The 14,106-nt window shown below is 40.8% G+C and carries 10 protein-coding genes; all 10 read right to left on the bottom strand.

Translation table 11 applies throughout. The features are described from left to right. Nucleotides 1–645: 645 nt before the first annotated feature. Nucleotides 646–2,268, bottom strand: coding sequence for a glycoside hydrolase family 13 protein (locus tag DFO73_RS17600; protein ID WP_110066020.1), 1,623 nt, complete (start codon nucleotides 2,266–2,268; stop codon nucleotides 646–648). A gap of 280 nt (nucleotides 2,269–2,548) precedes the next feature. Next, complete coding sequence (locus DFO73_RS17595; RefSeq protein WP_110066019.1) at nucleotides 2,549–4,234, bottom strand: glycoside hydrolase family 13 protein; 1,686 nt, start codon at nucleotides 4,232–4,234, stop codon at nucleotides 2,549–2,551. A gap of 301 nt (nucleotides 4,235–4,535) precedes the next feature. Then, on the bottom strand, nucleotides 4,536–5,357 hold the full coding sequence (locus tag DFO73_RS17590; protein ID WP_110066018.1) for a carbohydrate ABC transporter permease: 822 nt from the start codon (nucleotides 5,355–5,357) through the stop codon (nucleotides 4,536–4,538). Continuing rightward, nucleotides 5,357–6,220 (bottom strand): carbohydrate ABC transporter permease, encoded by an 864-nt coding sequence (locus DFO73_RS17585; protein WP_110066017.1) that lies wholly within the window; start codon nucleotides 6,218–6,220, stop codon nucleotides 5,357–5,359. Before DFO73_RS17585 ends, DFO73_RS17590 begins: the two co-directional genes overlap by 1 nt. Before the next feature lie 203 nt (nucleotides 6,221–6,423). Next, on the bottom strand, nucleotides 6,424–7,656 hold the full coding sequence (locus tag DFO73_RS17580; protein ID WP_110066016.1) for an ABC transporter substrate-binding protein: 1,233 nt from the start codon (nucleotides 7,654–7,656) through the stop codon (nucleotides 6,424–6,426). A 79-nt stretch (nucleotides 7,657–7,735) separates the two neighbouring features. Beyond that, entirely contained in the window at nucleotides 7,736–8,743 is a 1,008-nt protein-coding gene (locus tag DFO73_RS17575) for a LacI family DNA-binding transcriptional regulator (protein ID WP_110066015.1), read from the bottom strand. A gap of 207 nt (nucleotides 8,744–8,950) precedes the next feature. Next, on the bottom strand, nucleotides 8,951–10,432 hold the full coding sequence (gene cobA / locus DFO73_RS17570) for a uroporphyrinogen-III C-methyltransferase (RefSeq protein WP_110066014.1): 1,482 nt from the start codon (nucleotides 10,430–10,432) through the stop codon (nucleotides 8,951–8,953). Nucleotides 10,433–10,455: 23 nt separating this feature from the next. After that, the gene (locus DFO73_RS17565; RefSeq protein ID WP_110066013.1) at nucleotides 10,456–11,271 is read right to left on the bottom strand and encodes a uroporphyrinogen-III synthase; all 816 of its coding nucleotides are present in this window, start codon (nucleotides 11,269–11,271) and stop codon (nucleotides 10,456–10,458) included. 26 nt (nucleotides 11,272–11,297) lie between these two features. Then, a complete protein-coding gene (gene nirD / locus DFO73_RS17560) occupies nucleotides 11,298–11,624 on the bottom strand; it encodes a nitrite reductase small subunit NirD (RefSeq protein WP_110066012.1) in 327 nt (108 codons plus the stop codon). Nucleotides 11,625–11,648: 24 nt separating this feature from the next. Continuing rightward, nucleotides 11,649–14,063, bottom strand: coding sequence for a nitrite reductase large subunit NirB (gene nirB, locus DFO73_RS17555; protein WP_110066011.1), 2,415 nt, complete (start codon nucleotides 14,061–14,063; stop codon nucleotides 11,649–11,651). Between the last annotated feature and the right edge of the window lie 43 nt (nucleotides 14,064–14,106).

The raw sequence follows: 14,106 nt of genomic DNA, 5'->3' as shown, positions 1-14,106 counted from the left end.
TTCGTCGTTATTCTGTTCGATTAACTACCATTTTCCTCTTACCCTAGCCAGTTTCGTCGTTATTCTGTTCGATTAACTACCATTTTCCTCTTACCTTAGCCAGTTTCGTCGTTATTCTCTTCGATTAACTACCGTTTTCCTCTTAACTTGGCCTGTTTCGTCGTTATTCTGTTCGATTAACTACCATTTTCCTCTTACCCTAGCCTGTTTCGTCGTTATTCTGTTCGATTAACTACCATTTTCCTCTTCCATAGCCAGTTTCGTCGTTATTCTGTTCGATTAACTACCATTTTCCTCTTACCTTAGCCAGTTTCGTCGTTATTCTCTTCGATTAACTACCATTTTCCTCTTACCTTAGCCAGTTTCGTCGTTATTCTATTCGATTAACTACCGTTTTCCTCTTAACTTGGCCTGTTTCGTCGTTATTCTGTTCGATTAACTACCATTTTCCTCTTACCTTAGCTATTTTTCACTTGCCCGTAGCAGGCAGCCGTCTTCATTTTTATATTGTCCTGCAAAAGTGTTCCCTCCGAATCGCCCTAAAACCATTCTTCCAATATGCATTTGAATTTTTTTCAATATAGATTTATGTAATTGTTTCAAGCAAAGAAAAAGAGAACTGTTTCCAGTCCCCTTTTCATTTGCTTATTTTGTGATTTGGTAAATTCTAGCTTCATGCGGAAACAGTATTTCTTCGTCTTTTTCCAAGTCACGCTGATAATTAGAGAGGATAAGCTTCCTGTTAGTAAAGCCATCCAATGTGACTGCCTGTTCTCCGTCACAATGGTTCAGGACAATCAGCCATGTTTCATCCTTGTAAGAACGTGAATAGACATATAAATGTTCATCATCAGGCAGTAAATCCTTATAGTCTCCGTACACCATTACGTCGTTTTCTTTTCTTAAGGCAATTAGTTTTTTATAATAAAAGTAGACGGAATCAGGGTCATTTAGAGCAGCTTCCACATTAATTTCCTTGTAGTTTGGATTCACCTTAATCCATGGTTCCCCACTTGAAAAACCTGCTTGTGGAGCATCATTCCATTGCATAGGCGTTCTGGAATTATCACGGCTCAGTAAAAGCAAGCTTTCAAAAACCTCTTGCGGGTCGCGACCTTTTGATACTTCTTCCTGGTATTTATTCTTCATGGCAATGTCATTGTAATCCTCAATGGAATCAAATCGGACACCCGTCATTCCAATCTCTTCTCCCTGAAAAATATAAGGAGTTCCAGGCAGTGTATGAATCATTGTTGCTAACAGCTTGGCAGATTGAACACGGTAATTACGATCATTTCCGTAGCGGGTCACTTGTCTTGTGTGGTCATGATTGTTAAGAAATTGCGAATTCCAGCCCCTTTTCTTAAGGCCTTCATACCAGCTTGATTGGATTTCCTTATACCGAAGCATATTCCAGGTTGGCATATCATCTGCTACTTGGAAATGGAATAAAGTATTCAGCTCATTCCGGCTCTCATCTACATAAAGTAATCCTTCCTCAGGAGAGACAAATGGAATCTCGCCGACTGTCATGACATCATAATGCTGTAGAACCTCCCTGTGCATTTCCTGAAGATAGTCATGAATACCAGGGTTATTGGCCAAATAGCTGATATTGTTTGGATTCTCAGCATCTGAAAAAACTTCTTTTTTAGCCAGGAGATTAATAACATCCATTCTGAAGCCATCAATCCCTTTATCAAGCCAAAATCTCATCATTTTATAAATTTCATTTCGAAGTTCAGGGTTTCTCCAATTAAGGTCCGGCTGCTCTACCGCAAAGGAATGATAATAATATTGGCCTGTTTGCTCATCCCACTCCCAACAAGATGGCGCAAAATAGGAACGCCAGTTATTCGGCTCCTTGCCGTCCTTTGGATCTTCCCAAATATACCAATCCCTTTTCGGGTTATCTTTTGAAGAACGGGATTCAGCAAACCATGGATGCTGATCAGATGTATGGTTGACGACGAGATCCATGATCACCTTTAAACCGCGGCTATGGATTTCCTGGATCAACTCTTCAAAAATCGCCATATCTCCTGCTTTATCCATCACATCATAATAGTCCGAGATATCATAGCCATTATCTCGGTCAGGGGATTTATAAAATGGATTAAGCCAGATCACATCAATGCCAAGATCCTTAATATAATCGAGCTTCTCCATTACCCCTTTTAAATCACCATAGCCATCTCCATCGGAATCGAAAAAGCTTCTCCAGTAAATTTGATAAACAACCGCTTCTTTCCACCACTTTTTATTCACAGGGACACCTCTTTTATAACAAATTCATTTGTAAAAAGCGCTGTTAAACTAGGTCTGTTAATTTCCGCTCCGGGTAGTCGGGAACCTCCTCAAGCACTAAGCCTGCAGGGTCTCCCTATAACTCGCTTCTCCCGCAGGACATTGAATAAGCGTCCCTGAGTAAACACCGCAAAAAGGAAATGCAAATGCACTTTCGAGGATCCCGTGCCTTCCGCTGCAATTAACAGAGTGCCAATTTTCATAATGTACTCTAAAAAAGGGCCCTCCACAGGCCCTCTCATTATTTCTTTAATCGATAGACTCTTGCCTCATAAGGCTTAAGCGTTAATTCATCAATTGATTCATTTTCATTTACATTTAGATTTGAGATCAATAATGCTTTAGAAGAATAACTTAAAGTCTCCGGCAGCTTAAAAACAGGAGTTTCCCCGCTGAAATTGCACATGACAAGCAGCTGGTCTTCGCCAAGTGTTCTTGTAAACGTAAAGATTTGCTCATCTTCCTCCATGACTAAGTTAAATTTCCCATACACAATCACTTCATTTTGCTTTCTTAATTGAATGAGCTTTTTATAATAATGGAAGATTGATTCTTCATCTTTTAATACAGCTTCTGCATTAATCTCTTCATAATTAGGATTTACATTAATCCAAGGCGTTCCAGCTGTAAAGCCTGCATTAGGGCTGTTATCCCATTGGACCGGTGTTCTGGCATTATCACGGCTCCGCTCATGGATTCCTTTAAAAATTTCTTCGTGGGTCAATGAATCCGGAGTTAGATCACGGTATGCATTTAATGTTTCAATATCACGGTAATCGTTGATATCATTGAACTTGACGTTCGTCATGCCGATTTCTTCACCCTGGTAAATATATGGGGTGCCCTGCATCATATGAAGGCAGGTAGCAATCATCTTCCCTGAAACAACACGATATTCATCGGAGTCATTTCCCCATCTGGAAATGGCCCGCGGCTGGTCGTGGTTGCTCCAGTACAAGCTATTCCAGCCATCATTTTCAAGACCCTTTTGCCACTTTGTGAAAATTTCTTTTAGTTCCGTTAGTTTCCATGGACGGGGATCCCATTTGCCGTATTGGCCGTCACCTAGCCCGACATGTTCAAAATGGAACACCATATTTAACTCTTTGCGGTCTTCCCCTGTGTAAAGCTTGCCTTCTTCAACCGTTACCCCCGGCATCTCACCGACTGTAATCGTATCATAATCACTAAGTGCTTCTTTATTCATTTCCTTCAGAAATTCGTGGATTCTTGGTCCATTCATATAATACTTGCTTCCGTCGCCATACTTATGACCTTCACGAATTTCTCCCTGCGGATAGCTTGTATCTTTGGAAATGAAATTAATGACATCCATTCTGAACCCATCAATGCCTTTATCGAGCCAATAGCGCATCATTTCATAAACTTCAGTTCTTAGAACAGGGTTTTCCCAATTGAGATCAGGCTGTTTCTTGCTGAAAAGATGCAAATAATATTCGCCTGTTTGTTCATCATATTCCCATACACTTCCTCCAAACGCAGCGCCCCAGTTGGTTGGAGGCTCTCCAGTGTCTGTCTTTTTCCAAATATAATAATCTCTGTACGGGTTATCTTTGGATTTGCGTGATTCCTGGAACCAGTTATGTTCATCGCTTGAGTGATTAACAACCAGATCCATCATGATTTTAATCCCGAATTCATGAGCTTTAGCCAGCATACGGTCAAAGTCCTGCATCGTTCCGAATTCGTTCATGATATCCCGGTAATCGGAGATGTCGTAGCCATTATCATCATTTGGTGACTTGTAAACAGGAGATAGCCAAATCACATCAATCCCCAGTTCTCTTAAGTATGGTATTTTTTCTGTGATTCCGTTAATATCGCCAATTCCGTCCCCATTGGAATCGTTAAAGCTTCTTGGATAGATTTGATAAATGACGCTTTCTTTCCACCATGTTTTGTTCAATTGTTACAACTCCGATCAAATATAAATTCTATTACAATAAGGCTCTGTTGGATGGGACCTGTTGATTTCCACTACAGGCACTCAGCGAACAGCGGGCTACCGGGAGCCTCCTCGGTGCTTACCCGCCTGCGGGGTCTCCCTTGGTACGCTTCTCCCGCAGGATATTGAATAAGCTTCTCCGAGTTAACACCGCACGAAGAAAATGCGAAGGCATTTTCGCGGGATTAGTGCCTTCCTTTCCAATCAACAGGGTGCCATTATAAATTATTAACATAATCATAGCCACTTCTTAAGTGACTAGTTATTTTATCGAACCCTTCATAACACCGCTAATAATCCACTTCTGGGCAAAAATGTACACGATAATCATTGGAGCAAGTGCCATTAAATAGGAAGCAAATGCAAGATTATAATCTGTGCTGAATTGACCCTGGAAAATATACTGGACAAGCGGCAATGTCGCCATTTCCCGGTCACTCAGCAAAACGAGCGGAAGCATAAAGTCGTTCCAGGCACCCAGGCTGGTAATAATGGCTACCGTGGCATTCATTGGCGCAAGCAGAGGGAAAATAACTTTCCAGAATACTCCCCAAGTGCTTGCACCATCCATGATTGCTGCTTCTTCCAACTCAACTGGGATGGCTCTAATATAGCCAATATAGATAAACACGTTAAAGGATAAATTGAAAACAATATACAAAATAATTAAACCTACCAGGTTATCCATTCCCCAGGCACTTGTCTGTTTTACAAGCGGAAGCATGATAATTGGAAAAGGAATAAACATCGCACTTAAAAAATAGAAGTATAAAAACTTATAAAATTTCTTATGAAGATTCCGTGCAATGGCGTAGGAAACAAGCGAATTTGTCAGCACTGTAAAGATGACAACAAAAATTGTAACAAACGCACTGTTTTTAAATGCATTGAAAAAATTAGTCATTTCAATTGCTTTTGCAAAGTTATCAAACGACCATGATTTTGGAAGCGCCAATAAATTGCCGGCCATTTCAGGCGGTGTTTTGAAGGCGATTGTGATCGTTAAATATAGTGGAAAAAGAATAAGTAATGAACCTAAAATTAAGAGAGTGGTGACCAGCCAGCTTGTTTTTTTGCGATTCATTAGTTTTCCACCTCTCTTTTATTTAAGAATTTTAATTGAATGATAGAGAAGACAATGATAACGATAAAATAAATAACAGCATTCGCTGATTGATACGCGAATTCTCCTCCTTCGAATCCTCCACGGTAAATAAGCAAGGAGATGGATTCTGTTGACTTTCCTGGGCCTCCGCCTGTTAAGGCAACAATCTGGTCGAACACCATCAGGAAGTTTTTAAGTGACAGTACCATATTAATCGTAAAGAAAGGAGCAATCAGCGGAAATGTAATTTTCCAGAACTTTGTCCAAACACCTGCACCGTCGATACTTGCAGCTTCATATAAATCTTCTGATATCGTAACGAGACCAGCAAGGTACAAAATCGTATTAAAAGAAACAGCTTGCCATACTGCCACGATGACTATTCCGATCCAGGCCAAATCCGGATTTCCTAGAATATTTCGGGTCAAAAACTCCCATCCAAATGCATCACCAATCTGCGGAAGAAAATGCGCAAAAATAAAATTAAAGATAAAGCCAACAATTAAAATACTAAGAATATAAGGTAAAAAATAGATGGCCCGAAGTGTTTTGTGAAATTTAATTTTCGAGTTAAGCCCGATGGCAACCAAAAGACTAATTATATTTACCAGAATGGTAGATAAAATAGCAAATTTAAAGGTAAATAGATAAGCATCCCCTGCACGCCCATCTTTAAAAACATTCAGGTAGTTCTTTAATCCAACGAAGCTCCAATCTCCATACCCTTTCCAATCCGTAAAGCTGTAAAAAATCCCTTGCAAGGCCGGATAACTATGAAAAATGAAGAAAAGGAGAAAGGCAGGTATCGTTATGATGAGAAACACACTATTTTTCTTTTTCATTATGACAACTCCTTTTTTAAGGCTCTGTTAAACTTGCCAGTCGATTTCCGCTCCAATCAACAGGGTGCCAAAATCATAAATGAGCTTTAACATAGCCTTTTTGAAAAGCGCAATGCGCCTGGAGCTAGACAAAGTCTAACTTGAGAGGATTTAAAGTTTTTAGAAAGCCAGGGAATCCCGTAAGACCCCCTGGCTCCTAGCCATTAGCGATTTTGGACTTTTTCCCACTCGCTGTCCATTTTTTTCAAGAACTTCTCTTTATCTTTCTTGATTAAGAATTCCTGAACCAGGTTTTCAGCCCCCATGCCTGCTGGATAGTAGTGATCCGGGAAGCTTGTAATCGCTCCAGTTTCAAAGTTAGCTTTGATGCCCTCAAAAACAGGGTTTTCCTGATATACGCCTTCAATGGCGGAGAATGCCTTTTGCTCATCAATGTACTTTTGAGCGGTTTCTTTTGTCATCATAAATTCAACAAATTTCATGGCTTCTTCTTTGTGTTCAGTCTCTTCACTAACCGCTAGAAGAACGTCAACACCAGAAACGAGTTTGTTTTGTTCAGGATCATTTGTTACCGGCATTGGGAATACACCAAGCTCCATTTCAGGATTTGCTTTTAAGATTTCAGGAATTGCCCAGTTTCCTTGAAGATAGAAAACAGATTTTCCGTTGGCAAATGCATTATTTCCATCGCCATAAGCAACTCCCATATTATCTTTGTGGCCATATTGGACTAAGGCAGCCATTTTGTCTGCCACTTCATCATAGTTTTCCACGAATGTTGCTTCTCCGGCATTTTTCTTTTCTGCAAAATCTTCACCGGCAACATTTGCACCAAGGGAATTCCAAGCAATCATGCCTGTCCATGCATCCTTTAAAGTAAAGTAAATAGGTGTATCTCCTGCTGCTTTCACTTTTTCAAGGCTGGCGATAAATTCATCCCAAGTTGCTGGAACTTCAAGTCCGTGCTCTTCAAATTTTGCTTTATTGTAGATAACTGCATTCGCATTCGTTGCGTATGGAAGGCCATAAGTTCCCTCTCCCTCAGGTCCAACCAAACGATTTACCATATCAATGTAAGATGGCTGTACGGTCTTTGCCAGGTCAGTTCCTGAAAAATCCTTCAGAACACCTGCACGGCCTAATTCACCGTAAGTAGCATTTCCTGCGATGGACATGATATCAGGAAGGTCATTTTTAGTAAGACGTGTTTTTAATACGGTTTCAGCTTCAGGCGGTGCATCCAGCTTAATTTTAATATCAGGATTTTGTGCTTCGAATTCTTTAATCAATCCCTTATATGTATCAATGCTTTCAACTTTGTTTGAGAAAAGCTCAAGTGTTACCTTCCCGTCATCGGCACCGCCTGAAGAGCATCCCGCTAATAAAGAGGCACCCAATGATAAAGCCATCACACATGCAGTCATTTTTTTAAACATGTTTTTTCCCCCTAATTGGTAATGGTTTTGGCTTATTTACGTAAACGTTTACGTAAATGATCTAAGAAAAAGAGAGTTCTTATTTCCTCTCTTTCACACTCAATCTTTCAATGATTTTATGAGGCATTATTCTGCTTTCAGGTACTTCACCTGTTTCCAGCATTTTTAATAGCATTTTAGCTGCTGTTTCACCCATTTTGGCCAGCGGCTGTCCAACAGTAGTCAGCGGCGGAATAGACATTTCGGCTAGCTGCAAGTTATCATACCCCATAACCGACAGATCTTCAGGTACCTTTATTCCCAGCTGGTAGGCTGCAGATAATGCACCGATGGCAATCTCATCACTGGCTCCAAATATTGCCGTTACATCTGGAAATTGGTCCAGTAATTTCTTTAGGCCTTCGACTCCGTCAGGAAATGTAAACCCTCTGCTAAAAACAATATTTCGGTCATCCAGGGGAATATTGTGGTCTGACAGAGCTTTTTGAAACCCTTCTATCCTCGGCTTCCCGGCGATTATATCCTCTTTGTTTCCGCTGATCATCCCAATCTTTGTATGGCCCTTATCCATTAAATACTTAGCAGCTGAGTAAGAAGCATGATAATCATTTACCTTCACAAACGGAACTGAATAGGCATAAGACTCAGTTGAGAGAAGGATCAGCGGCATCTTTGATTTGGTAATGTACTGATAATATTCCTCTTTTAAAATTTCACTTGCGAAAATGATCCCATCTACACGCTTTTCAATTAGTAATTGAAGGTATTTTATCGTTTTTTCACCATTTGATTCTGTATGGCAGACGATTACACTGGAACCGTTATCATTTGCGGCCTTTTCAATTCCATCAAGTAAATCTGTAACAAGGGAACTGGATAATTTAGGAAACAAAACGCCGATAGTATGGGTTCTTTTATTAATCAATCCTCTTGCGACCGCATTTGGCTGGTAGCCCAGCTCTTCAATTACTTGCAAAACCTTTGATTTGGTTTTTTCCGAGTAGCCGCCTTGGCCATTCAAGATTCTTGAAACCGTTGCAATAGAAACATTTGCTTTCTTGGCAACATCTTTGATGGTATAGGACATATCCCACCTACTTTGATCTGCTTTTTTGATTTTGACGAAAACGTTTACGTAAGTAATAATAGCACGAGGTGAAAACCCTTTCAATATAATTTGGTGAAAAAAATGTGAAATAATTTAAAGTAGCTTTTAACCTCATAATCAAAAGTAAAAAAACCGGCCCCATTTTTGTATGGGCCGGAATAGAAACCATTTATCGTTTTATAATGTTCATATAACTTTTTCCCGCATTTTATTTAGAATTAATACCTCCAGCAACTTGGATGCACATGGTTCTGCAGGGATAGAATCGGGCTCAAACCCAAACTCCCTGATTCGCTTCTCTGAACTGCTTCCCATGCAAACTATCGTTAAGTTTTTTAAGATGTCTTGTGCCACTATACCATATGGACTTCCATTTTCGATAAAGGCATCCACAGAGGAACTGCTTGGAAATACGATTGTATCAAGGGAAGCTTCCATAAGCATATTTTTTACCACAGGAACAAAAGCTTCATCTAGGATTGTTTCGCTGGTCTGGAAAATATCATGTTTTCCATAACGGTCAAGATAATAGCCTCTATTTTCATCCATTTTCCGGTTACCAATAATTAAAAGCCCTCCGCAATGATTTATATCATCCGCCAGATGACCAGATAATCCATGCTCCATTAAGACCTTTAACGATTTTTTAGACAAACAGTAAATGGTTGCGTGCAGGTTTCTAATATCTATTTTTCTGCTAATCAATAAATCAAAAAACTCATTGATGCTCTCAGGCGAGGTGAATAAAATCCGCTCATACATAAATAATTGATTAAGGATGGTTTCATTTACCTGAACTTCTTTTTTAGCCCACTTCGGAAATTCAATGACATCTGCACCCTGATCTTTTAACATTTCCGCTACAGGGCTTTTAGCGGTACCGGTACGTGCTAAAAGAATTTGCCTTCCATACAAAGGCTTTTTTTCAAACCATTTTAATTTATCCCTTACTGAAACAATATCACCAACTAAAGTAATAGCAGGATTTTTAATTCCTGTCTCCTTCACTTTTTTTGCAATATTCCCCAGTGTTCCTTGCACTGTCTGCTGCCTTCCATACGTCCCCCATTGGATAAGAATAACCGGGGTTTCTTCCGGTTTTCCATGCATGATAAGATTTTCAGCAATAAAGGAGATGTTGGATACACCCATATAAAAGGCAATGGTATCGACACTAGCAACTAATCCGGCCCAATCGATATTGGGCTTCCCTTCTTTCGATTTGTCATGCGCAGTTACCACCGCAAAGGAAACACCATATTCGCGATGTGTAACAGGGATGCCTGCGTATAAAGGTGCCGCAATTCCGGAGGATACTCCCGGAACAATTTCAAATGGAATTTCATTTGTTACAAGCACTTCGGCTTCCTCGCCGACTCTGCCAAAAACTCCCGGGTCACCGCCTTTTAAGCGGACCACGCTGCATCCGTCCATTGCTTTTTGTATGAGAAAATCATTGATTAATTCCTGTTTAAGTAAATGCTGCTGCGGAAATTTCCCGCAATAAATCAACTCACAATGGGAAGGGGCATACTCTAATAATCTGGGATTTATAAGCCGGTCATATAAAATAACATCTGCTTGCTGAATTGCTTTTAACCCTTTAATTGTCATCAAGCCTTCATCCCCAGGACCTGCTCCTACAAGAAATACCTTACCTTTTTTCAAGTCCCCACCCCTTTGTCTTCTTTTTAATCGCCGGTGTTCATCTGGTAGTAATTGGCCAGTTCTACTATAGCACTGCCCATTCTTTCCACCTTGGGGAAAATCACACGATTTATTCCTTCATCATATAAAGCTTGTGCGGTTACCTTACCGACTGCCAAAGCAATAACTTTATCGGAGAAAGCCCTTTTCAATTGATTTTCGGCATCCTGTTTACGTGCAAATTGAATTAAATGACGTACCTGTGGAGTACTCGTAAAAACCGCCGCTTCCAGTTTTCCTTCAACCAGCTCAGATAGAAGTCTTTCCATTACTTCCGTTTCCGGCGGATTGTGGATATATGGAAGAATTTCTTCATATTGAGCATGCTGTTTGTCCAGCCACTGAATAAGCTTAGGTGCAGGGTCGCCATGAAGCTGAAGAGCCACATTGCTTTTCTCCAAAGAATAAGCTGCTAGGCTGCGTACCAGCCCCGCGGTACTTCCATCGTCATCCCGGACTTCAGGTGATAGTCCCAGCTTTTTTAGCAAATTAACCGTTTTATAGCCTCGTGCTGCAATTCTTGTATTATGAAGAGTCCCAATAAACTCTTCTCCCAATCCCATTTCTAAAGCTGTATTATACAAGGTGTCCACACCTATACCAGTGGTAAAGATAATCCAATCAAACTCGCCTGCTGTAATCCGTTGTATATGGTCTTTTAATTTGGTATCTACACGCAAAGATGTACCTTGTGCAGGCCTGCTAACAGCGATACCCCCCAGATTTTCAACAATTTTGCTTATTTCTTCTATTTTTCTTGATCCAAGAAGAGCAATTCGCTTTCCCTCCAGCTTTTTCATCCAAAAACCTCCAGCCTAATCTTCTTTTATTCTTCTATTATAAGATAGACTGTACCATTCTCAACAACTGTTTTATAAGTTTGAACACACCCTGTATCTGGAGCTTGCACTTTGCCGTCTTCCAGACAAATTTTCCAATCATGCATGGGGCAAAAAACAGAATCTCCGCTGACCAAGCCCTCAGTCAGTACACCGCCTTTATGGGGACATCTATTTTCTATTGCACGGATCTTGCCATTAGATAATCTGAACACGGCAATATCAGTTCCACCGACTTTCACCGTTTTTCCCAGTTTCTCTGGCAATTCATGTATAGAGCCTATCAGAACCTTGACAACACTTTTATTTAACAATAGAAACTCCTCCAATCCTATGATTTATGATCTTACAAGACTTTCAAATAACTCATTTTTTGTTTTATTGTTATTGATAATCTCTTTCCAAGGATCTTTGTATACTGATAGCGCCTCATCCATTCGGGCATTTAATTCTTCGCGCTTCTCTTTATCATCCAGCACCGACTGGATATGCGCCAGACCTACACGTTCCACCCACGCGGAGGTGCGTTCCAAATAACTGGCCGTTTCTCTGTAGTATTGAAGGTAAGCACCTGTGAGTTCCATCAATTCTTCATCTGTCTTCACTTTATAAAGCAAATCTCCCCCTCTTACATGGGTGCCCCCATTGCCGCCAACATAGATTTCCCAGCCTCCGTCTATGCCAATAAAACCGATATCCTTGAACCCTGACTCAGCACAGCTTCTTGGGCAAGCGGATACCGCCATTTTGACTTTATGGGGAGTCTGCAATCCTTCAAATTTCTTTTCCAATGCTACCCCAACACCCATTGAATCCTGGGTTCCGAAACGGCAGAATTGCTCGCCGACACAAGTTTTGACAGTGCGAAGCGACTTTCCATAAGCATAGCCTGATGGCATATCCAAGTCGGACCATACTTTAGGCAAATCTTCTTTTTTTACACCGAATAAATCAATCCGTTGGCCCCCGGTTACCTTTACTAATGGAATATCATATTTATCAACGACATCGGCAATCTTGCGCAAGTCATTCGAATTTGTCACTCCGCCGTACATCCTTGGAACCACCGAATAGGTGCCGTCTTTTTGTATATTGGCATGCATTCTTTCATTTACATAACGAGATTCCCGTTCATCCTCATATCGGGTTGGATGGACCATTCCCAAATAATAATTGATGGCTGGACGGCATTTGGAACAGCCTTCTTCACAGACCCAGCCCAGGACATTCATTACTTCCTTTACATGGGTGAGCCCTTTTGATCGTATTCCTTCAACTACTTCATCCCTCGATAATGAAGTACAACTGCAAATCGCTTCCTTTTGGATGCTTCCATCAAACTCTGCTCCAAGCGTATTCTGAAGCAAATCAGCTACCAGCGGTTTACAGCCTCCGCAGGAACGGGAAGCGCTTGTGCAGGCTTTAATTTGATCTACTGTTGTGCATCCTTCAGCTTGAATGGCTTCAATAATCGTGCCTTTTGAAACACCATTGCATCCGCACACTATTTCTTCGCTGCTCATTTCGGCGACCAGGCTATCTCCCGTATCCTGGCCAACAGGCTGTAATAGGGAGACCTTTGCAGTTTCAGAGATATCGGCCTGCTTTTTAATCAGTGAGAAAAGACGATTTCCTTCCTGGCTGTCTCCAAAAAGGACCGCTCCTACGATCTGATTTCCACGAAAGACTATTTTCTTATAGACTCCTTCATGATCATCAAATATTTTTAAGGCTTTTTTCTCTTTATCTTCCAAAAAATCTCCTGCAGAGAATACTTCGACACCTGATACTTTGAGCTGGGTTGAAAGAACAGAACCTTTATATGGGGAAGTTTCCACACCGCAAATATGTTTGGCCAGCACTTTCCCCTGTTCATATAGAGGGGCGACCAGACCATATGGAATACCATTATGCTCGGCACATTCTCCGACTGAATAAATATTTGGAATACTTGTTTCAAGAAAATCATTTACCACAATGCCGCGATTCACTCGTAATCCGCTTTCCTGTGCAAGTTTAGTATTCGGACGGATTCCAACAGCCATTACAACCAAATCAGCTTCCAGCACAGTACCGTCACTAAAGGTCAATCCTTCCACCCGTTCATTTCCGATAATGGCCTGTGTTTGTTTTTCAAGTAAAAAGTTCATTCCCTGTTTTTCAAGTTCTTTTTGTAATAGCTTTCCTGCTGTTTCGTCCAGCTGCCTTTCCATTAAAAAAGGGGAGATATGAATCACAGATACTTCCATTCCTAAATTTAATAAGCCTCTTGCTGCCTCCAAACCAAGCAATCCCCCGCCAATGACAGCCGCCTTTTTATATTTTTTCGAAGCCTGCAGCATTTTATCGGTATCCTCCAGGTCCCGAAAAGCTGTAACTCCCTCCTTATCAGCTCCCGGTATTGGAAGGATGAATGGTACTGATCCCGTTGCCAGGATGAGCTCATCATATGGCTCAATTCTTCCTTTATCTGAGATTACGACCTTCCTGCCAGGATCTGCCTTCACCACCGTTTCATCTGTGTATAATCTAATATTGTTGGCCTCATACCAGTCCCAATCATTCAGGGTAATATCCTTTATTTCTGTATCCCCCTGTAAAACTTTTGATAATAGAATGCGATTATAATTGGGATGGGGCTCACTTCCAAATATCGTAATCTCAAACTTCTCCGGAGCAATCTTTAAAATTTCTTCCACTGCCCTGACACCAGCCATTCCATTCCCAACAAGGACCAATTTCTTCTTATCCATTTTTAAAAACAGCCTCCCCGATCATTTGAATTTATTAGAATAA

The organism is Cytobacillus oceanisediminis, assembly GCF_003182355.1.
Classification (GTDB): domain Bacteria; phylum Bacillota; class Bacilli; order Bacillales; family Cytobacillaceae; genus Cytobacillus; species Cytobacillus oceanisediminis_A.
This window is presented reverse-complemented; position numbering and strand designations above follow the sequence as displayed.